The sequence below is a fragment of the Gammaproteobacteria bacterium genome, assembly GCA_014075255.1.
In the GTDB taxonomy this organism is placed as follows: Bacteria; Pseudomonadota; Gammaproteobacteria; order UBA4575; family UBA4575; genus JABDMD01.
In genome coordinates, this window is sequence record CP046178.1 from 2,402,090 (window position 1) to 2,422,080 (window position 19,991).

20 protein-coding genes are annotated in these 19,991 nt (G+C 40.3%); 7 read left to right on the forward strand and 13 right to left on the reverse strand.

The window, feature by feature from the left end; all coding sequences use genetic code 11:
- Window positions 1-42: 42 nt before the first annotated feature.
- Window positions 43-1,539: an FMN-binding glutamate synthase family protein gene (locus GKR92_12285; GenBank protein ID QMU62796.1), complete on the reverse strand. Its 1,497-nt coding sequence runs from the start codon at window positions 1,537-1,539 to the stop codon at window positions 43-45.
- Between the two features lie 319 nt (window positions 1,540-1,858).
- Here GKR92_12285 and GKR92_12290 point away from each other — a divergent pair, with 319 nt between their 5' ends.
- The 3 genes from GKR92_12290 to maeA are packed head-to-tail and all read left to right on the forward strand — an operon-like array spanning window position 1,859 to window position 6,631.
- Window positions 1,859-3,511, forward strand: coding sequence for an acetolactate synthase large subunit (locus GKR92_12290; protein QMU62435.1), 1,653 nt, complete (start codon window positions 1,859-1,861; stop codon window positions 3,509-3,511).
- A 60-nt stretch (window positions 3,512-3,571) separates the two neighbouring features.
- Entirely contained in the window at window positions 3,572-4,990 is a 1,419-nt protein-coding gene (locus GKR92_12295) for an aldehyde dehydrogenase family protein (protein QMU62797.1), read from the forward strand.
- A 21-nt stretch (window positions 4,991-5,011) separates the two neighbouring features.
- Window positions 5,012-6,631 (forward strand): oxaloacetate-decarboxylating malate dehydrogenase, encoded by a 1,620-nt coding sequence (gene maeA, locus GKR92_12300; protein QMU62436.1) that lies wholly within the window; start codon window positions 5,012-5,014, stop codon window positions 6,629-6,631.
- 66 nt (window positions 6,632-6,697) lie between these two features.
- Here maeA and GKR92_12305 read toward each other — a convergent pair whose 3' ends face one another.
- The 4 genes from GKR92_12305 to metG all read right to left on the reverse strand — a co-directional run bounded on the left by GKR92_12305 (window position 6,698) and on the right by metG (window position 10,364).
- Window positions 6,698-7,024: a hypothetical protein gene (locus tag GKR92_12305; GenBank protein QMU62437.1), complete on the reverse strand. Its 327-nt coding sequence runs from the start codon at window positions 7,022-7,024 to the stop codon at window positions 6,698-6,700.
- 226 nt (window positions 7,025-7,250) lie between these two features.
- Window positions 7,251-7,901, reverse strand: coding sequence for an endonuclease III (nth, locus tag GKR92_12310; protein QMU62438.1), 651 nt, complete (start codon window positions 7,899-7,901; stop codon window positions 7,251-7,253).
- An 18-nt stretch (window positions 7,902-7,919) separates the two neighbouring features.
- On the reverse strand, window positions 7,920-8,312 hold the full coding sequence (locus GKR92_12315; protein ID QMU62439.1) for an RnfABCDGE type electron transport complex subunit B: 393 nt from the start codon (window positions 8,310-8,312) through the stop codon (window positions 7,920-7,922).
- 3 nt (window positions 8,313-8,315) lie between these two features.
- Complete coding sequence (metG, locus tag GKR92_12320; GenBank protein QMU62440.1) at window positions 8,316-10,364, reverse strand: methionine--tRNA ligase; 2,049 nt, start codon at window positions 10,362-10,364, stop codon at window positions 8,316-8,318.
- Between the two features lie 241 nt (window positions 10,365-10,605).
- On the opposite strand from metG, the gene apbC reads away from it, so the two are divergent.
- From apbC to GKR92_12340, 4 genes are all read left to right on the forward strand, one after another.
- Window positions 10,606-11,694: an iron-sulfur cluster carrier protein ApbC gene (gene apbC, locus GKR92_12325; protein QMU62441.1), complete on the forward strand. Its 1,089-nt coding sequence runs from the start codon at window positions 10,606-10,608 to the stop codon at window positions 11,692-11,694.
- Between the two features lie 23 nt (window positions 11,695-11,717).
- Window positions 11,718-12,194, forward strand: a complete 477-nt coding sequence (locus tag GKR92_12330; protein QMU62442.1) for a hypothetical protein — start codon at window positions 11,718-11,720, stop codon at window positions 12,192-12,194.
- Window positions 12,195-12,225: 31 nt separating this feature from the next.
- A complete protein-coding gene (locus GKR92_12335) occupies window positions 12,226-12,792 on the forward strand; it encodes a dCTP deaminase (protein ID QMU62443.1) in 567 nt (188 codons plus the stop codon).
- Window positions 12,793-12,866: 74 nt separating this feature from the next.
- Window positions 12,867-13,010, forward strand: coding sequence for a hypothetical protein (locus tag GKR92_12340; GenBank protein QMU62444.1), 144 nt, complete (start codon window positions 12,867-12,869; stop codon window positions 13,008-13,010).
- A gap of 87 nt (window positions 13,011-13,097) precedes the next feature.
- On the opposite strand, the gene GKR92_12345 is transcribed toward GKR92_12340, so the two are convergent.
- The 8 genes from GKR92_12345 to mgtE all read right to left on the reverse strand — a co-directional run bounded on the left by GKR92_12345 (window position 13,098) and on the right by mgtE (window position 19,978).
- Window positions 13,098-13,727 carry a LysE family translocator gene (locus GKR92_12345; GenBank protein ID QMU62445.1) on the reverse strand — a complete coding sequence of 210 codons (630 nt, stop codon included), beginning with the start codon at window positions 13,725-13,727 and terminating at the stop codon, window positions 13,098-13,100.
- A gap of 147 nt (window positions 13,728-13,874) precedes the next feature.
- Entirely contained in the window at window positions 13,875-14,714 is an 840-nt protein-coding gene (locus GKR92_12350) for a hypothetical protein (GenBank protein ID QMU62446.1), read from the reverse strand.
- A 74-nt stretch (window positions 14,715-14,788) separates the two neighbouring features.
- Entirely contained in the window at window positions 14,789-15,223 is a 435-nt protein-coding gene (locus GKR92_12355) for a hypothetical protein (protein ID QMU62447.1), read from the reverse strand.
- Window positions 15,224-15,815: 592 nt separating this feature from the next.
- Complete coding sequence (locus tag GKR92_12360; GenBank protein ID QMU62798.1) at window positions 15,816-16,580, reverse strand: amidohydrolase family protein; 765 nt, start codon at window positions 16,578-16,580, stop codon at window positions 15,816-15,818.
- Window positions 16,581-16,805: 225 nt separating this feature from the next.
- On the reverse strand, window positions 16,806-17,300 hold the full coding sequence (locus tag GKR92_12365; GenBank protein ID QMU62448.1) for a DUF2721 domain-containing protein: 495 nt from the start codon (window positions 17,298-17,300) through the stop codon (window positions 16,806-16,808).
- A gap of 35 nt (window positions 17,301-17,335) precedes the next feature.
- Window positions 17,336-17,680 (reverse strand): DUF861 domain-containing protein, encoded by a 345-nt coding sequence (locus GKR92_12370; protein ID QMU62449.1) that lies wholly within the window; start codon window positions 17,678-17,680, stop codon window positions 17,336-17,338.
- 51 nt (window positions 17,681-17,731) lie between these two features.
- Window positions 17,732-18,598: a protein mtfA gene (locus GKR92_12375; GenBank protein ID QMU62450.1), complete on the reverse strand. Its 867-nt coding sequence runs from the start codon at window positions 18,596-18,598 to the stop codon at window positions 17,732-17,734.
- A 24-nt stretch (window positions 18,599-18,622) separates the two neighbouring features.
- Window positions 18,623-19,978 carry a magnesium transporter gene (gene mgtE, locus GKR92_12380; GenBank protein QMU62451.1) on the reverse strand — a complete coding sequence of 452 codons (1,356 nt, stop codon included), beginning with the start codon at window positions 19,976-19,978 and terminating at the stop codon, window positions 18,623-18,625.
- Between the last annotated feature and the right edge of the window lie 13 nt (window positions 19,979-19,991).

Below are 19,991 nucleotides of genomic sequence, written 5' to 3' on the forward strand. Positions count from 1 at the left end.
TCCAAATGTAGTAATTATTGCTTTGTTATTAACGTACGAAAATCATGTATTCAAAGGTTCAGGATATAACTCATTTAAAGGTACAGACTTTCCATCAGGTCTTACCATACGAGCATGAAATCTACGTAATAGTCGAGGTTCTTTTACACCGCATGAATGAGCGATCACCCCTACCTCATAGACCATGTTTTGAGCGTAACTTCTTACACGCTCGGCCTTAATTTTTGGATTTAAACCTGTTTGTAGCTTTTTATTGTGAGTGGTAATTCCCGTAGGGCAAGTGTTCTTATTGCATTGTAAGGCTTGAATGCAACCAAGAGAAAACATAAACCCACGTGCCGAGTTTACAAAATCAGCACCCATTGCAAAGGCCCAAGCAACTTCAGCAGGTGTTATGAGTTTGCCAGATGCTGCTATTTTGATGCGCTCACGCAAGTCGTGTTTTTTAAGAGCGTCCACCACAAGAGGGAGGCTTTCTTCAATCGGTAAGCCCATATAATCGATTAAACTCATCGGTGCGGCACCGGTACCGCCATCAGCGCTATCAACGGTTATAAAATCTGGTGCAGATTCAATGCCTCGTTTGTTAATCGCTTCAAATAAATCATCTAGCCAGCCATAAGCACCTATAACTGCTTTAAAACCAACCGGCTTGCCGGTGACCTCGCGAACATGGCTAATCATATCCAGCAAATCATCCGTATTATCAATATCTGGATGTCGATTCGGACTGATGGAATCTGAACCCAATGGAATTCCACGAATTTTAGAAATTTCTTCTGTAACCTTGCCGCCAGGGAGAATGCCTCCTTTCCCAGGTTTTGCACCCTGACTTAATTTAAGCTCAAACATTTTAATTTGCTCATGCGCGGCAACTTCGCGAAGTTTATCGTCACTTAGGTTTCCTGCTTCATCTCGCACACCATACTTTGCGGCTCCGATTTGAAACACGATGTCGGCACCGCCTTCTAAATGATAGGGTGACAAGCCTCCTTCACCAGTATTCATCCAGCATCCAGCCATGCGCGCACCATTTGACAGTGCTAGAACAGCGGGTTTTGAAATTGCACCAAAACTCATGCCTGAGATATTAAATATTGAATTTGTGATGTAAGGGATTTTAGAGGAGGGTCCGATAGTAACTTCGCTGGTTGGAGCAGCATCTTGATCAAGTGTTGGATAAGGGCAATTCACAAAAAGAACTGTGCCTGTCGGGCGCAAATCACGAGTTGACCCAAACGCCACCGTATTATCGATATTTTTGGCAGCTCGATACACCCATGATCTTTCTGCGCGATTAAAGGGTAATTCTTCTCGATCCATGGCAAAGAAGTATTGGCGGAAAAACTCACCTATTTCTTCAAAGAAATAGCGAAATCGGCCGATAACAGGGAAGTTATGACGAATTGCATGCGTGGTTTGAGATTTATCAATGATGTATAGGGCTACAACAAAAAGCACTAAGACACCTAACGCAAATATAAACAGTAAAACAGCAATTTCAAGGAAGCGTACTAAAAATACAGGTAATTCGGCCATCATAGTGTTTTCCCCTTATTAATTATTATGGTGTTTAAGTATGGGTAAGTAGAACGGGAAACTAAGTAATATATTTCAACATATTATCGCTTAATTGTATTAGGCAATAAACTTATTATGTTGATTTATTGACGTTATTAAATAGGCACTAAAGTTAGTGAATGCTTATATTCCTCAATTACAGGAGCGTGTGTTTAGAAGGCAAGGTACACTTTGCATGTAGATGTAATAAAAAATTGGAATCTCGGTCTACTTAGCGGTAGTTGGATGAAAAAAGATTAAATAAAGTGTAATGAATAAAAATATTTAGGGAGCCAACATGAAAGCGTCAGATCTTTTTGTTAAGTGTTTAGAAGAAGAGAAAATTGAATATATATTCGGTGTTCCTGGTGAAGAGAATGCTGATTTTATGATCTCTTTAGAAGACTCGGAAAAAATTAAATTTATTTTAACGCGTCATGAGCAAGGCGCTGCTTTTATGGCGGAAATCTATGGGCGCTTAACGGGTAATCCTTCGGCATGTTTAGGAACTTTAGGTCCAGGTGCGACTAACTTAATTACCGGTGTTGCAGATTCAAATATGGATCGCGCACCCATGCTTGTGTTAACCGGTCAAGGTTCAACGGAGCGTTTACATAAAGAGTCTCATCAAATTATGGATGTGGTGAAAATGTTCGAGCCTGTAACTAAGTGGGCGACTACTGTTTTGCATCCCAACACTATTCCAGAAATTATTCGCAAAGCAGTGCGTGTAGCACGCACAGAAAAACCTGGCGCAGTGCATATTGAGTTACCGGAAGACATTGCAAAAGTAGATACTGATAGTAAACCGATCAAGCCGCAACGCTATATGCGTTCGGTTCCCGACGAGGCGGTCATTGATAATGCTTTTGAGATGATTGCGACAGCGAAACACCCCATTATTCTTGTGGGCAACGGTGTAGCGCGTAAAAATGCAAGTAAGCAATTACGTAAATTTTGTGAACAAACAAAGATTGGTGCGATGAGCACCTTCATGGCTAAAGGATGTGTGGATGTAGATTCAGAACAATGTTTATTTACAATCGGTTTAGGTAGTCGTGATCGAATGTCATATTTAATTGACCAGGCTGATGTGGTGATTACATTAGGCTTTGATATGGTCGAGTATCACCCAAAATTATGGAATCCAAATTGCGATAAGAAAATTATTCATGCAGATTTTCTACCTTCAGAAATCGATCAAAATTATCATCCGCAAATTGAATTGATTGGCGACCTTGCACATACATTAGAAGAATTAAATACACGGGCGAAGGATCGTGCAAAGTTTATTTATGATACTACTAAGCAACAGAAAATTCGCAAAGAAATGCAAGAAGATCTTGCAGAACACAAAGATGACGACACGACTGGTACAGTTCGGCCTCAGAAAGCGATCTGGGATGCGCGCCAAGTTTTGGGCCCAGATGATATTTTGCTGTCTGACGTGGGTGCGCACAAAATGTGGATCGCGCGATACTTCCATTGTCACGAACCCAATACATGTCTAATTCCTAATGGCTTCTGTTCTATGGGCTTTGCACTGCCCGGTGCGATTGCAGCTAATTTAGTGTATCCGGATCGCCGAGTATTAGGGATTGCAGGTGATGCGGGCTTCTTAATGAACGTGCAGGAAATGGAAACCGCAAAACGCCTTAATAGCAACATCGTCATGATGGTTTGGGAAGATAATGAATATGGATTAATTGCTTGGAAACAGCAAGCTGAGTTTGGTAAGCATACTGATCTTGCATTTGATAATCCTGACTGGGAATTATTAGCTAAGTCATTTGGTTGGAATGGATACTATGTTAATAACAGTAAAGTTTTACAATCCACTTTAGAAACTGCATTTAACGATGGCGTACCTAGCTTGGTGGTGGTGCCGATTGATTACCGCGAAAACATGTTGCTTACTAAGCGTTTAGGTGAATTAACCTTGCCCATATAAATATTAAAGTCTAATAATATAAAAATACAATAAAGCATGAGTAACAAAAAATATTCCTTAATGTTGCATAAGGCAACAGCGGCAGCAGGTGTTATAGAAGTGTGTGCGCCATTTGACCGCTCTTTAATTGCAGAAGTAGAAACTGTAAATGCTGAGCATATAGATCAAGCGATGAGCATTGCCTACTCTTTGTATCGTGACAAAGATTGCTGGTTGCCACTTCATAAGAGAATAGAAATCTTAGAGAAGACTGCTCAGATTATGATGCAGGAAAAGGACAGATTGGCATATGAGGCTGCGCAAGAAGGCGGTAAACCTTTGGTGGATTCTATGGTGGAGGTCACACGTGCAATTGATGGCATACATTTGTGCATTGAAACTTTAAAAACAGATCAAGGCGAAATCATTCCAATGGGCGTGTCGTCGTCATCAGCAAAACGCATAGCGATTACACAGAAAGAACCCATTGGTGTAGTGGTTGCTGTAAGTGCATTCAATCACCCGTTGAATTTAATTGTGCATCAAGTGGCGGCAGCGGTAGCAGCAGGTTGCCCAGTAGTGGTTAAGCCGGCTGAAGACACGCCGATCTCATGTTTAAATTTTGTGAATATACTTTGGCAAGCAGGGTTACCTACTGAGTGGTGCCAAGCCGTTATTCCAGAGAGTATTGCCGTTGCAGAACAACTGGTAACCGATACGCGTGTTGGTTTTTTTACCTTTATCGGTAGCGCAAAAGTGGGTTGGATGCTGCATTCAAAGCTAGCGCCTGGAGTGCGTAGTGCATTGGAACACGGAGGTGCCGCTCCTGTAATTATGGCAGAAGATACTGATGTTGACAGTGCCGTGCAAAAACTCGGCAAGGGTGGTTTTTATCATGCGGGTCAAGTATGTGTTTCGGTACAGCGTGTTTTTGCACATAAAGCCTTAGCAAATGACTTTATCGAGCAGCTAGCTGGTTACGCAAAACAACAACGTATTGGTGACCCTACGGAGGAGGCCACAGATGTGGGTCCACTCATTCGTCCTGTAGAAGTTGAACGAATTAGTAGCTGGGTGAATGAAGCAAAAGAAGAAGGTGCACAATGTATAACCGGCGGTAATACGATAAGTGACACTTGCTATGAATGCACGGTACTCGCTAGTCCTTCATTGCAAAGCAAAGTCAGCACCGCGGAAATATTTGGTCCTGTGGTGTGTGTATACGAGTATGATGACTTGGATTGGGCTATCGAACAGGCCAATTCATTGCCTTTCTCTTTCCAAGCTTCGGTATTTACGAACAACTTTGATACCGCAATGCGTGTGTATAAGCGAATAGATGCTTCTGCGGTAATGCTGAATGACCATACTGCATTTCGTATTGATGGCATGCCGTTTGCTGGTCTTAAGCAATCCGGTTTAGGGGTGGGTGGTATTCCTTATACCATTGAAGACATGCAAGTTAATAAAATGCTAGTGATGAATTCACCCGAACTCTAAGACAAAAGTTTAAAGTCCATTATGAAAGATCTTAAAGAAGCATCAGGGTTTGATGTTTTGTTTAACCCTACCTTAAATAAAGGTACGGCTTTTACCGAAGACGAAAGAGAAAAATATAAATTACGTGGTTTATTGCCGCCAGGTGTATCGGACCCTGATGTTCAATTAGATAGAGCGTTGCAAAACATGCGCCGCAAGCATAACGATATAGAAAAATATATTTTTTTGTCAGCGCTGCAAAGCAGAAATGAAAGACTGTATTACCGTTTGGTACTAGAGAATATTCAAGAAGTTATGCCACTAATTTACACCCCGACTGTCGGGCAAGCGTGTAAAGAATTTGCTGCAATCTTTCGTCAACCTAAAGGTATTTATATAACCGCAAAAGATCGTGGCAAGGTGCACGAAATATTTTCTAACTGGTCCGATAAAGATGTGCGCGTGATCGTGGTTACGGATGGTGAAAGAATATTAGGCTTAGGAGATTTAGGTGCAAATGGCATGGGTATCTCCATAGGTAAGCTAGCGTTATATGTTGCTTGTGCAGGAATACAGCCAAATCAGTGTCTACCTGTAATGATCGATGTCGGTACAAATAATCAAGAGCTTCTAGATGATCCTCTTTATTTGGGTTTGAGGCATAAAAGGGTGCAAGGCGATGGGTACGATTCATTGGTGGATGAGTTTATTCAATCTGTTCAAACTGCATACCCAAAAGCATTAATTCAATTTGAAGATTTTCTTACACCCAATGCTTATCGTCTGTTGAATAAGTATCGCAAACAAGTGCTATGTTTTAATGATGATATCCAAGGTACAGCGGGAGTTGCATTGGCGGGGGTCTATGCGTCAACCCGTATATCGGGCGTCGCATTTAAGGATTTGCGAATTATGTTTCTTGGAGCAGGGTCTGCTGCAACAGGAATTGCAGACTTAGTTACTTATGCATTTCAAAATGAAGGCTTTAGTGAGAAAGAAGCACGTAACAAACTTTGGTTTGTAGATATCGAAGGCTTAGTAGTTAATTCTCGCAACGATCTTCTTCCTCATAACTTGCCATACGCTCATGATCATCCATCGGCTGATTTCATTTCAGCAATTAAACAAATTAAACCACATATATTAATCGGTGCGACGGGATTCCCTGGAACGTTTACACAACAAGCTATTGAGCTAATGGCTGAAATTAATGAACGCCCAGTAATATTTGCATTATCGAATCCGACATCGCGTGCAGAGTGTACAGCTGAACAAGCCTATGAGTGGACTCAGGGACGCGCAATATTTACTAGCGGCAGTCCATTTAATGAGGTGTCATTTAAAGATAAAGTGTTTAAACCGGGTCAAGGTAATAATGCGTATATATTTCCAGGCATAGGGTTAGGTGCAGTGGTGAGTGAAGCCACACGTATTACAGAAGATATGTTCTTGGCTGCGGCGAGAACGTTAGCTGATCTAGTTAGCGAAGAAGATTTATCGGTAGGCTCTATATACCCACCATTACAAAATATTCGTGAGGCATCGCTTCAGATCGCTATAGCAGTGGCTGAGGAGGTGATGGCTAGTAATGTTAGCTCTATACAAAAGCCTAGAAATTTGAAACAGGATATAGAAGATTATATGTATAAACCCACTTATTAGCGGGGCAAAAAAAACGGCGAACCAAAGGTTCGCCGTTTTAGTTAGCCTAAGTGCTAAAAGTATTGATTAACCTTCGTCTTTACCTTCTCCACATTTGCCTTCACCGCATTTTCCTTCTGCGTCTTTACCTTCTCCACATTTGCCTTCACCGCACTTTCCTTCTGCTTCAGCTTTGTCTTTACCTTCTCCACACTTGCCTTCACCGCATTTGCCTTCACCACATTTTCCTTCTTCCATTTCGGCTACCATATAGCCAGCGGAAAGGGTGTTGATTTCAAATGGATTTTCTTCGGCATTTGCTGCGCCCATTGTGAATACGCTTGCTGCAAGGGCTGCGCCGACTGCAATAGATAAAGGGTTAAGTTCGTTTTTATTTCCAACTTTCTTGGACATGTCTAAATCTCCTAAATTATGAGTTATTTTGGTAAAAAAATTTGAAATTAATCAGTTATATCGTTAGGGACCGGGTGTAATGCGTATTCATTACATAATTATTGTTTAAAAATACAGTAATAAAACCTGCGCTAATCTACAAGGTTTTAATGCTTCAATATTGGAGTGTTTGGATTTTGTATAGTTCTATGCAAGTTTAAAATTATACGAGAATGCATATTTTTCATTAGTTTACACTTTTCTTAGCAATGGTTTTTTGGCGATATTCACATAGATCGATTATTGAGCACACGCTGCATTTAGGGGTTCTAGCTACACATGTGTAGCGGCCGTGTAATATTAACCAGTGATGAGCATGTAACTTGTATTCTTCGGGTACGAATTTTTCTAACTTCAGCTCTACTTTAAGTACATCTTTGCCTGGTGCGATGCCGGTTCGGTTGGAGACTCGAAAAATATGAGTGTCCACTGCGATGGTGGGTTGTCCAAAAGCATTATTAAGTACAACATTTGCGGTTTTTCTTCCCACTCCGGGTAATTTTTGCAAAGATTCGCGATCATCAGGAATAATACAATTATGTTCATCAATTAAAATCTTACAGGTTTTAATGATGTTTTTAGCTTTGCTGTTGTAAAGACCAATAGATTTAATGTATTTTTTTAGACCAGATTCACCTAAGGATAAAATTTTTTGTGGCGTGTCAGCGACTTTATAGAGTTCTTTGGTGGCCTTATTGACGCCCACATCGGTCGCTTGTGCTGATAAAATTACTGATATCAATAATTCAAAAGTAGACTTATGTACAAGTTCTGTTTTAGGTGCTGGATTAGCTTCTTTTAAGCGCCGAAAAATTTCGCTACGTTTATCTTTGTTCATGGCTGGTGTAAGTATCGGCTACCGCTTCATTAATTCTTTTTTCTTGCGTTCAAAAGCGGCTTGCTTCGCTTGAATAGCTTCTTCTAACCGTTTGTCGCGTCGATCTTTATTGTTTCGAGAAACAGCTGCGAAGGATTTTTTTAATTCGCTTTGCTGTGGTTTTGAAAGTTCTTTGCACACCTCTTCGAATTCACTATTTATGTCTAGTCGTATGCAGTCTACAGGGCAGGGGGGTAAGCATAATTTGCACCCCGTGCAATATTGGCTAATCACAGTGTGAAGATGTTTGGATGCGCCAATGATGGCATCAAATGGGCAGGCTTTAATGCATAAGGTGCAGCCGATACATTCTTCCTCAACGATGCGAGCGATATATTTTCCAGTGGGAATTATATTTTCTTTTGTTTCCACACTTTATTTAACACGCATACCAGGCGTGGCACCACTGTCGGGTTGTAGTAAAAATATATCTTTGCCACCAGGTCCTGCCGCTAATACCATGCCTTCAGACATACCAAAGCGCATTTTACGTGGCGCAAGGTTAGCCACTACTACAGTAAGACGTCCTTCAACTTCTTCGGGGGTATAGGCAGATTTAATTCCAGCGAATACATTCTTCTGCACACCACCAGTGGGTTCGCCTAGATCTAGCGTTAATTGAAGAAGCTTGTCAGCACCTTCAACGTGTTCTGCTTTTATAATTTTCGCAATTCTGAAATCTAGTTTAGCAAAATCATCAAAGTTAATTTCATCGCTGATTGGATCTGCCGCTTTAGGTGCGGTGTCTACTTTAGAGTCTTCTATCATTTTATCTACCAACTCTTTTTCTATTCGTGTAATTAAAGGTTTGAATTTATTGATTTCATGACCCTCGGCCAGAGGCTTTCCGTTATAAAGTTTTTCCCATTTAAACTCAGTGTTCAGAAAGTTTTCTGATTTAGACGCCAGCTCTGGGAGCACAGGTTTTAAATAACCAATTAATAAACAAAACATATTTAATCCGAAGCTGCATACCTGGTGTACTTCGGTACGCTTGCTATCGTCTTTAATTCTTTCCCACGGTTTGTGTGCATCAATGATCTGATTAGCAATATCCGCAACAGACATGATTACGCGCATGGCTTCGGAATATTTTCGTGCTTGGTAGTAATTTTTAATTTGAATATTTTTCTCAACAGCAAGATCAAATGCATGTGTGCATTCATCATTAAAGTCTGCCGTAAGTTTACTGTCATATTTTTTTGTAATAAAACCAGAACAGCGGCTGGCAATATTGACAAGTTTGCCCACCACATCACTATTTACTCTTTGCTGAAAGTCATCAAGATTTAAATCGAGATCATTAACGCCGGGGCCTAATTTCGCTGCAAAGTAATAGCGTAGATATTCGGGCTGCAAGTGATCAAGATAGGTGCGCGCTTTAATAAACGTACCACGTGACTTAGACATTTTTGCGCCATCTACCGTTAAGAAGCCGTGGCAGAATACCGCGGTAGGAATTCTATAGTTTGCACCATGCAACATAGCTGGCCAAAACAGCATATGAAAGTAGGCGATATCTTTGCCAATAAAGTGATATACCTCAGCATCGCTGTCGGTTTTCCAATAGCTGTCAAAACTTTTGCCCCCGACATTAGATGGGTTATCACAATACTGTTGCAAACTAGCCATGTAACCGATTGGTGCATCCAGCCAAACGTAAAAGTATTTTCCAGGTGCATCGGGAATTTCAAAGCCAAAGTAAGGTGCGTCTCGGGAGATATCCCAATCATTTAAACCGGATTCAAACCATTCTTTTAATTTATTGGTAATTTCAGGTTGTAAATTATCTTGATTAATCCACTGCTGCAGCATTTCTTTAAAATCATTTAGCTTAAAGAAGTAATGCAGATTTTCTTTTTGAACAGGTGTGGCGCCACTTACCGATGAGAATGGGTTGATTAAGTCAGCCGGAGTATAGGTAGCTCCGCATACTTCACAATTATCACCGTACTGATCTTTTGCGTGACACTTCGGGCATTCTCCTTTCACAAAACGATCGGGTAGAAACACATTCTCTTTGGGGTCAAAAAGATCCGTTACCGTTTTGGTCGTGATGTGACCGTTTTCTTTTAAGCGCTCATATATTGTTATTGCGTGTTTTTTGTTTTCTTCAGAATGGGTGGAATGATAATTATCAAACTCAATGTGAAAATCAGCAAAATCTTTTTCGTGTTCTTGCTTAACTTTGGCAATCAATTCTTCCGGAGAAATGCCTTCTTGTTGCGCGCGCAGCATAATGGGTGTGCCATGTGCATCATCTGCACATATATAGATACAGTCATTGCCACACATTTTTTGAAAACGCACCCAAATATCGGTTTGAATGTACTCAACTAAATGACCGATATGGATAGGGCCATTTGCATAGGGCAGAGCGCTGGTAACTAGTATGGTTTTACTCACAGAATTTTTCTTACTAATGTATTTTTCAATTGCATTTTGGGGAGGTTATAAATTCGCCGTATCTACAGCGCTGGCCACCTTATCAGGTTGCTAATAATACCGCTAATATTGTCATTGAATTTAGTATTGTTATTGTTTGATTCTTCACTTTTCAGGCTACTCAAATAGGGATCTTTGCTGCCAAATCTAGCGTGATATAGTACAGCCCATTCATTTTGAACCCCATCATTTAGCCATTCATGGCAGGAGCATACAAAGCATGGCCGAGCTTACCAAAGAGCAAGTAGAAGCTGTACTAAAAGAGATTCAAGATCCCTATATTGGCAAAGATTTAGTTGCGAGTAATACGGTTAAAAACATTGAGGTTGACGCAGGTAAAGTAAATGTCTCAATTACATTAGGTTATCCGGCTAAAGGAATCGTTGACGATCTATCTAAGCAGATTGAAGAAAAGTTAGTTGCAGCAGGTGCTGGCAGTGCCAATGCAGATATTGATTGGAAGATTGAAGCGCATTCAGTACAAAAAAGCCTCAAGCCACTAGAGAATATTAAAAACGTAATTGCAGTGGCTTCCGGTAAGGGTGGTGTTGGCAAATCTACTACTGCGATAAATTTAGCGTTAGCGCTTTCGATGGAAGGTTCAGTAGTAGGAATGTTGGATGCAGATATATATGGTCCTAGCCAACCACGTATGTTGGGTGTGAGTGGTCAGCCTAAATCAAATGATGGAAAGAGTTTGGAGCCAATGGAAGCACATGGTTTACAAGCCATGTCGATCGGCTTCCTGATTGATGAAGAAACGCCAATGATCTGGCGTGGACCGATGGTTACACAAGCGTTAGAGCAGCTATTAAATGATACGCAATGGCGCGGATTAGATTACTTAGTGGTCGATTTACCGCCAGGTACGGGTGATGTGCAGTTAACGTTGGCGCAAAAAATTCCTGTCAGTGGTGCAATCATTGTGACCACACCTCAAGACATTGCCTTATTGGATGCACGCAAAGGCTTAAAGATGTTTGAAAAAGTAGAAGTGCCGGTGCTAGGGGTAGTTGAAAACATGAGTATTCATATTTGTAGTGAATGTAACCACGAAGAGCCAATCTTTGGTGAAGGTGGCGGTAAGCGCATGGCTGAAGAGTCTGGTGTTGATATGTTGGGTGCGTTGCCATTAGATATATCGATCCGTGAACAAGTGGATGGCGGTAACCCAACCGTAGCGGCGGATCCGGAAGGACGCATTGCTGAAATCTACCGTGATATTGCGCGTAAAGCAGCAGCTAAACTCGCTTCTAAAGCTAAAGATTACAGCGCTAAATTTCCTAAGATTGTTATACAGAATACGTAAAACATCTGAAAAGGTATTTGCTCATGATTATTCGTTCTATTTTAATATTAACTTCATGTTTGGTAGTACTTGTGTTGCAAGGTTGTGGGACCTTAGATAAACGATTAAATCCCATCCAGCCGAAAGTATTTATCGATGCCATAGAAATTGAGGATGCCACCTTATCTGGATTAACGGCTTTACTTACATTGAATGTAGAAAATCCAAATAATTTTGCACTAAATGCTAAAGGTTTGGATTACACCATGAGTTTGGCAGGCACCGATATATTAAGTGGTGAAAGTGCCTCTAACATGTCCGTACCCGCATTAGGCAGTGGAAAAATTGAAGTGCCTGTGCGAATAAGTTATGCCTCCATATTAGAAACGATTCCGAAGGTATTGGAAACGGGTGTTGCATCCTATAATTTCAGCGGCAGTATACATACGCGTTTATTTAATATTCCTTTTACTAAAACAGACGAGTTGAAGTTACCGTACATTGGCAGCTCATCTAATTAATTTTCATTTAATTAAATCTAACTAAAGTTTTATGTCGATAAAATCTGATCGCTGGATTCGCGAAATGGCGGAACAGCATGGCATGATTGAACCTTTCGAGTCAGGCCAAGTTCGAGAGAACGGGAATGGCAAAATGATCTCCTACGGTACCTCTAGTTACGGCTATGATGTGCGGTGTGCCGAGCATTTTAAAATTTTCACCAATATAAATTCAGCAGTCGTTGATCCAAAAGGCTTCGATGAGAGCAGCTTTGTAGATTTACATGCTAGTGAATGTGTAATACCACCAAATTCATTTGCTTTAGCCAGCACGGTTGAGTTTTTTCGCATTCCACGTTCTGTGCTTACCATCTGCTTAGGAAAGTCTACCTACGCACGTTGTGGCATCATCGTGAATGTCACACCACTAGAACCAGAATGGGAAGGCCATGTAACGCTAGAATTCTCTAATACAACGCCACTGCCTGCAAAAATTTACGCTAATGAAGGTGTTGCACAAATGCTTTTCTTTGAATCAGACGAAGTATGTGAGACCTCATATAAAGACCGAGGTGGAAAGTATCAAGGTCAGAAAGGCGTAACGCTTCCAAAGGCGTAGTTGTATAAAATAATAGTTATTTATAGCTGGATAGTTTTCACAACACTTCACATCGATCTTTGACAATCTGTAGCATGATATCTGTTATGGATAAATTAACAGATGGAATTACAACGGATCAAAAACGTATTCGGGAAGACGATATAAATATCGGTGGAACTATTGCATCCATTCTTCTTTTATTAGCTTTGTTTGTAGCCTACTACTTTTTTGGCTGAATGACACATGGGTGATGTGCATGGGTTTTGTTTCTGATACCTAATCTATCCCGATCTAGAATGTCTGCTTACGGCCAATAGCGGTCATTAAGCTTTTACAATCAAGTAGCTTCCAGCTCCAATCATGAAACCACCAGCTACCTTTTTTGCTCCTCTTTGAAACTTCATTCCTTGCGTCATATCTACTACTTTTTTTGCAATGATTGCGTAGGTAATTTTTACTCCTCCAACTGTCGTAATAGTTACCAATATAATTATCAACAAATCTAAATACTTTATAGCTGCCAAGTCTATAAAAGCTGGAAATAAACTCACATAGAAAAATATTGCTTTAATATCGCCAAGTGTTAAGAAAAATCCTGATAAGAAGCTGATTGCTATATTTCCTCTTAACTTTGATGAATCGACTGTATAAGTAGGTTTCTTTTTTGACGTCAACAATGAATATCCAATCCAAAGAAGGTAAGCGCCACCAATATATTTTATAACTACAAACATAGCGCCCATGGTTTCTGCTATTACGGATAAGCCAAGTATGGCTAAAAATATGAATACGAGATCACCAAGAACGATACCCATTGCAACTGCTACACCATTAGATATGCCAAGCGTAGCTGAACGAGTAACCACCAGAGCAACACTTGCGCTTGGAATTGCCGCAAGCGTAATCATAATCAAGAAAAGCGATATAGAATCAAGAAAACTCATAAATTCAATCTTACCTAAATGTCCGCTTTGGGTCGTAAGCAGACATTTTGAACGTGTTATTTATTGAATCCAACCAGAATTCCCCTTTAACGGTTTAGTTTATGACTGCTTTCGGCCAATAGCGGACATTCACACACGCATGTTTAACCGGGTTCTTTATGATCTTGGTCCATCCTTAATATCTACTTTAATTCCTCTTCTCACCGATGGTTTAACAGCAAAACCTTTGTCATTAAGCCAGTTTTCTGACTTGGTAAACCAGACATAGCTTTTATCTGATTTATTTAAACTGCTTCTATCTCTATGCATCAGGCTAGACAAGCTCACATATCGATCAGTCTCAATTGTGTAATCAGCACCTCTATTTAATAATTCGTAGACGATGTCGTAGCGTTTAAGTATTGCTGCCTTGATAACTGCCGTTCCTCCAAACGCATCTTTTTTATCTAGATCCGCTCCAGCATCAAGAAGTAAAATAGTTTGAGGATATTCACCAAATTTCCCATCCGATCGAATACTTGCTATCAAAGTAGTTTCTTTAAACGAAAAACTATCAACGATGTTTGGATCTCCGTTATGTTCTAGTGCTGCTTTAAGGAAGGCTATATCACGATGTCTTGCAGCCCAATGCATAACTGCTGTGCCATCGTCATATACAACATTTGGGTCAGCTCCAAGTTCTAACAACTTTCGAAAACCGTGAATGTTACCAAAGGCTACGATTATCGGTGTTGCCTTTCTTTTACCTTTAGAATTTACGTCAACCCCCTCATCTACGAGCTTTTCGATTGTATCTAGATCCCCATTCCCTGCTGCTTTTGCTAATGCACGCACTTTCGGATCAGGGAACATAATCTCCAGAGGCATAAACTCTATATTGTTATCTTTTAAGTGTTTGTTACGTGCATTTTGCGCATCACTTAATTCTCCATCAAGAGAGCTACAACTTATAAGCGATAGCATTGTAGTCATGACGAATGTTGCTAGGAGTTTCATTGTTAATAATTAATTCAGTGAATTGGATGAAACGCAGATTGTTTCTAATGTCCGCTTTGGGTCGTTAGCAGTCATTAGCCTGAAAATATTCCAACTAAGACCCAAGTTATTACTTCAAATACCCAATATGTACCCATACCTGCATCATCATATTTAAATCCTTCACTTTTTAGCTTAGGAATAACCCCTTCCAATTCTCCTTTATCAAAATACATTCCATTACAACTTTCGCAGTAATCTAATTCAACACCACGAATCTTTAGCACATGTAACTTTTTGTTCTCACAAGAGGGGCAGTTCTTAGTACCTGATAGATGATTTTTTTGATTAATAATTTCAACAATCTTTTCATAACTAGGGGCACTTGGTTCACTTGTAAGTAACCTTTTTAAACTTGTTCCTGCTATCCAGATTCCATCGCAAACATTACATTTGTGAACAACTATTGCATCTACAGGGTACTTAACGGCCTTTGTAGATAATATGCTATAGCAATCTGGACAGTTCATTTTACCAATATCTCAATGTCCGCTTTGGGTCGAAAGCGGACATTTTAAGTCTGTAGTTTTGAGATTCCAACCAAGATTCCCCTTAATTAATTTAAATTATGTCTGCTTTCGGCCATTAGCGGACATTTTAACAATGCTTATTTAAAATTTTAAAAACCCCCATAATCATCAAACTCAGATTTATTTTTGTTTGGTAATGTCGGCCTATCTATTAAAAGCAAGTAAAATGGCCATGGAACTACTGAAGGTATTTTATCTTTAGAATAATGTTGTGAAATAAAATGTAGCGAAGTATAAGGCCCAATTATTGGGATAAAACACGAAAAAAAGATATAAGCTATGCGCTGAGTTAAATTGAGACATGTATCATTTAGCACAGCCCTAATAGCGACGATAGCTAATATTAATGAAAAGATGCCAATTGCGACCAGTAAGATTATCCAGTAAATATTCATATTGATTTCAATATTTATAATGTCCACTTTGGGTCGTAAGCAGACATTTTAAGATTGTAATTTAAAGATTCCAACCAAGATTCCCCTTAATTAATTTAAATTATGACCGCTTTCGGCCAATAGCGGACATTTAATTATTAATCTAATTTCTTTGGCTTGTAGAAATTAATTGCATTTTTATATAAAACATTGATTACCTGTTCTGGCTCTAAAGTATCAATTACAAGAGCATAATCACTGTCATTGTATGGCCTTGCCGCTCGTGTAGATGGAAGATCACTTCCAAACATCAATGATTGTGGATTTGCAGAATACAATTCACTTAGGGCAGTACCTATATCAAAGTCGGCTCGGCCAAATCCCGTTGCCTTTACACGAGCACCACTTTCAGCAAGCTTTATAAGTGTACTTAAACCTGCTTTGGAAAGGCCCAGATGGTCAATACTGATTGCAGGCAGGTCCACAAGTGTATGATAGAGATTAGTCAGCTCTTTTGAGTCTACATACAACTCAACATGCCATCCTACAAGTTCGTAGACACGTGTTGCCATACTATTGAGATGCCGAAGCTCTTCTGAACTACCACGCTTGAGGTTAAATCGCACAGCACGAACACCTGCATTGTGAAGTGCATGAAGTTCTTCATCTGAAACAGTTACAGGTAGTTGAGTAACGCCCACGAATGATGATCCAAGCTTATTAAGAGCATCAACCAAATAAGATTGATCAAATGCTTGGAAAGAACCGGATACTACAGCTCCACCACAGAGCGCATACCCCTTCATGCGATTTAAATAATCTTCACATGAATACGTTTCTGGCAGATACCCTTGATTTGACACAAGTGGGAAACGATTATTGATTATGTGAAGGTGTGAATCAAAGAGTTTTAAGTTCTGAATCAATAAAACACCTCTTTAGGTTTCCTCAACTATCTTGAGCACTCAATATTTTTTATCCGTGAATGTTCGCTTTGGGTCGTTAGCGGACATATTAGCAAAAAGAATATTAATCTGATGCATCATCCCTGATGCTTCTCATATGCGTATATCCATGTACTTACTATGGTCGACAGAAATTTGCTCCTGCAATTTCTGCACTTCCACCATCCATGGTGGTCGTAGCGGTCATTTAGCTTTATGAGTGTTTGTACTAGTTTTCGAGCCAGACTCTACGATTATATGTTCTATACCATGTTGTAAATTACGTGTGGAAATAGATACCTCAAGTAACAATAACAACAAAGAAAGAATCACTAATATCATTGCAGTCACAAATAAGTACGCAATGAATGTGCCTAATTGAAATAGCGCAACGTCACCAATAAATAAGCTCATCACGACCATACAGATGATTAGAGCAGAGCCTACGGAAAGACGAATAGCCCAGTTAATAACCTGTGTACGCTGTCCTAGGACTTTGGCTTCTAGTCTGAGTAATACTTGATGATTTTCGGATTCGGCCTCGTAAATACTTCTGTCTACGTTACGAGTACGGTCCACTACACGACTGAGTCGGTGAGACAATACTGATAAAAAGCCCGCGATACCCGCAAGCAGAAAAACAGGAGCAACGGCTAATTGTATAACTTGGGAAATTTCGTGAATGGGTACATTATCCATTGTTCAGTCTATTTTTGGTTTTTAATATTTATGAATTAGCAATTTGAAATCACAAAAAACTTTTTAAATGAATTCTGAATCGTCCAGGTTGTTTTTAAACCTTTGTTAAAAACAGCGATGTCGCCTTTTTCTAAGTGCACATCATCTTTGTCTGGAATTTCAATTAATAAACTTCCATCTAATACTTGAATGAATTCGTCACCAGGAAATTCGTATGCAAACGTCATCGGGTCGCAACGCCATAAGCCTGAATAAGTGGCTTCACCGCTAGAGTTGGTTGTACTTAACCAATGGACTTCACCGGCTTGTTTGTCACCGACCATAAACGGCTCATACGATTCTGTGTTGATCGTTGATTTATTGTAAATTTCATTACTCATGAGGTTTTTCTCTGTATGAATGAGCAATAATTATAACAGTAAAAAATGAATTTATCGGTGCCAGGAAGCAGGATCTACACGATAAAAAATTTTTAACTGTGCGTATAAATTGGGAAGTCTTTTTTGCATTCGTCTGGGTTTTTCAAAGAATGATTCAGTAGCAACGGCAAAAAATTCTGGCGGTGACACCGTTCCATATTCATCTAGCACTTTGTTTTTACCGCGTTGGGCGCGTTTTTTTAATGCCTCGTATTCTTCTCTGAAGACTTTTGTCCATTCTGCATATTGGGATTTTTGTTGAAGTACGGGTAAACCATCCATGGTGTTGTTTTGTTCATCTAGTTTGTGTGCAAACTCATGCAAGACTACGTTGTGTCCATCTCTAGGGTGGTGTGAGCCTCGTACTACATCTTTCCAGGATAATACAATCGGTCCACGCATCCAGGATTCCCCGGCGCGCGCACTGTATTCTTGATGTTCCACTAGACCGTCATGTTTTGTTTGTGTGGCTACATAGGTGTCGGGGTACACGATGATGGAGGTGAAGTCTGGGAAACTACGATTCTTGTCTATTTGATTCTGGCTTATTCGTTTCTCGTCCACTCGATTTTGGTCTTGAAGCAATAAAATGCATGCACTGCCCGCTATGGTTAATTTTATTTCATCTGTTATTTGAATGCCTTGGCCAATAAATTCCTTTTCATTTATAAATATTTGAATGTGACCATGTAATTCTTTGCGCAGTGCATCGGGTAGCATGGAGTAAAGCGCTACATTTTTTTGTAAAACTTCAATCCAATCTGAAGAGAGTGGTTTTTGGTAAAGCTTTTTTTGATTTTGTCGACGAAGATACTTGATGAAAAGCCAGGCACATATACTAAGTCCGACTAAAGAGAGTATTAGAGGTGGAGACAAAATGTATTTTGTAAAAAAACAGTTATGTTAGATCAGCAACCAAGTCGCAAGGCCTAAGAAAGCAAAAATTCCTATTACATCGGTAATCGTTGTAAGCACTACGCCGCCTGCGAGGGCGGGGTCAATCTTGAGTTTGCGCAAAATGATAGGAATAGTAACGCCTGCAAGTGCGGCACAGATTAAATTGGCTGCCATGGCTGCAGCGATAATGCCACCCATCTTAATATCCTTAAACCAAAGCACTACCACAATGGCCACGACAATCGCCCATACCATGCCATTCAAAAATCCCACTGCTAGCTCTTTGGTTAACAGTAATCTGGAATTACTGCGCCCAACTTGACCGGTGGCAATGCCACGTATCACGAGCGTTAAGGTTTGGCTGCCTGCAATACCGCCCATGCTGGCAACCACAGGAATTAAAATCGCTAGCACAATTATTTTTTCCAAAGTGGGTTGGAATAAACTAATTACCCAAGCAGCAAGAAACGCAGTGGCTAAATTAACCCCTAACCAAATTGCCCGGCGGCGCGTGGAAGATACGATTGGACCAAACAAGTCTTCTTCTTCTGACAAACCAGCCATACTGAATACAGAGTGTTCTGCTTCTTCGCGGATTACGTCGACCACGTCATCAACAGTAATGCGGCCAATAAGTTTATTATTTTCATCGACTACGGCTGCAGAGAGAAGGTCTAGATCTTCGAAAGATTTCGCGACTACATTGTCTTCTGCATCTGCTGAAAATGCTTCAACATCATCCACCATGATGTCGCGTACAAGTTCAGTTGCTTTGTTTGTGAGTACAGAAGTAAGTGGAAGTGTGCCTATGTAATGATCATAACGATCCACTACAAATAATGAATCTGTTGCGCGCGGCAATTCACCACGGCTACGTAAGTAACGTAACACAACATCTAATGTAACATCGCGTCGCACAGTTACCGTGTCGGTGTTCATTAAACCGCCAGCAGTATCTTCATCATAGGCAAGAACTGCTTCTAAACGTAACCGGTCTTGATAATCCATGCCTGCCAGTGCTTGTTCGGTAACGGTGTCTGGCAGGTCGGCCAGTAGATCAGCCAAATCATCCATCTCTAAGCCTTCGGTGGCGGAGACTAATGCATCACTATCCATGTTTTGAATTAAACCATTTCGTACTTCATCGCCCACATTCAATAAGATCTCGCCATCATCATCGTGATCTAACATATTCCACACAATGCCACGTTGAGAATGGGGTAGAGCTTCGAGCAAATTTGCAATCTCTGCTGGGTGCAGCGCATTTAGAATGCGGCGTGCACGTTGCATCGTGCCGCTTTGTAATGCGTCACCGATGACCTTTAATGTTTGGTCTTGAAGTTGAATTACGGTATCAGGCATGAAGCACCAAATG

What these genes read in the sequence shown, in the direction of transcription:
- GKR92_12370 (QMU62449.1), bottom strand. Translation starts at nt 17,680, where the DNA reads ATGAGTAATGAAATTTACAATAAATCAACGATCAACACAGAATCGTAT.
- GKR92_12285 (QMU62796.1), bottom strand. Translation starts at nt 1,539, where the DNA reads ATGGCCGAATTACCTGTATTTTTAGTACGCTTCCTTGAAATTGCTGTT.
- GKR92_12365 (QMU62448.1), bottom strand. Translation starts at nt 17,300, where the DNA reads ATGGATAATGTACCCATTCACGAAATTTCCCAAGTTATACAATTAGCC.
- GKR92_12330 (QMU62442.1), top strand. Translation starts at nt 11,718, where the DNA reads ATGATTATTCGTTCTATTTTAATATTAACTTCATGTTTGGTAGTACTT.
- GKR92_12335 (QMU62443.1), top strand. Translation starts at nt 12,226, where the DNA reads ATGTCGATAAAATCTGATCGCTGGATTCGCGAAATGGCGGAACAGCAT.
- apbC (QMU62441.1), top strand. Translation starts at nt 10,606, where the DNA reads ATGGCCGAGCTTACCAAAGAGCAAGTAGAAGCTGTACTAAAAGAGATT.
- mgtE (QMU62451.1), bottom strand. Translation starts at nt 19,978, where the DNA reads ATGCCTGATACCGTAATTCAACTTCAAGACCAAACATTAAAGGTCATC.
- maeA (QMU62436.1), top strand. Translation starts at nt 5,012, where the DNA reads ATGAAAGATCTTAAAGAAGCATCAGGGTTTGATGTTTTGTTTAACCCT.
- GKR92_12340 (QMU62444.1), top strand. Translation starts at nt 12,867, where the DNA reads ATGATATCTGTTATGGATAAATTAACAGATGGAATTACAACGGATCAA.
- GKR92_12290 (QMU62435.1), top strand. Translation starts at nt 1,859, where the DNA reads ATGAAAGCGTCAGATCTTTTTGTTAAGTGTTTAGAAGAAGAGAAAATT.
- nth (QMU62438.1), bottom strand. Translation starts at nt 7,901, where the DNA reads ATGAACAAAGATAAACGTAGCGAAATTTTTCGGCGCTTAAAAGAAGCT.
- GKR92_12350 (QMU62446.1), bottom strand. Translation starts at nt 14,714, where the DNA reads ATGAAACTCCTAGCAACATTCGTCATGACTACAATGCTATCGCTTATA.
- GKR92_12305 (QMU62437.1), bottom strand. Translation starts at nt 7,024, where the DNA reads ATGTCCAAGAAAGTTGGAAATAAAAACGAACTTAACCCTTTATCTATT.
- GKR92_12355 (QMU62447.1), bottom strand. Translation starts at nt 15,223, where the DNA reads ATGAACTGTCCAGATTGCTATAGCATATTATCTACAAAGGCCGTTAAG.
- GKR92_12295 (QMU62797.1), top strand. Translation starts at nt 3,572, where the DNA reads ATGTTGCATAAGGCAACAGCGGCAGCAGGTGTTATAGAAGTGTGTGCG.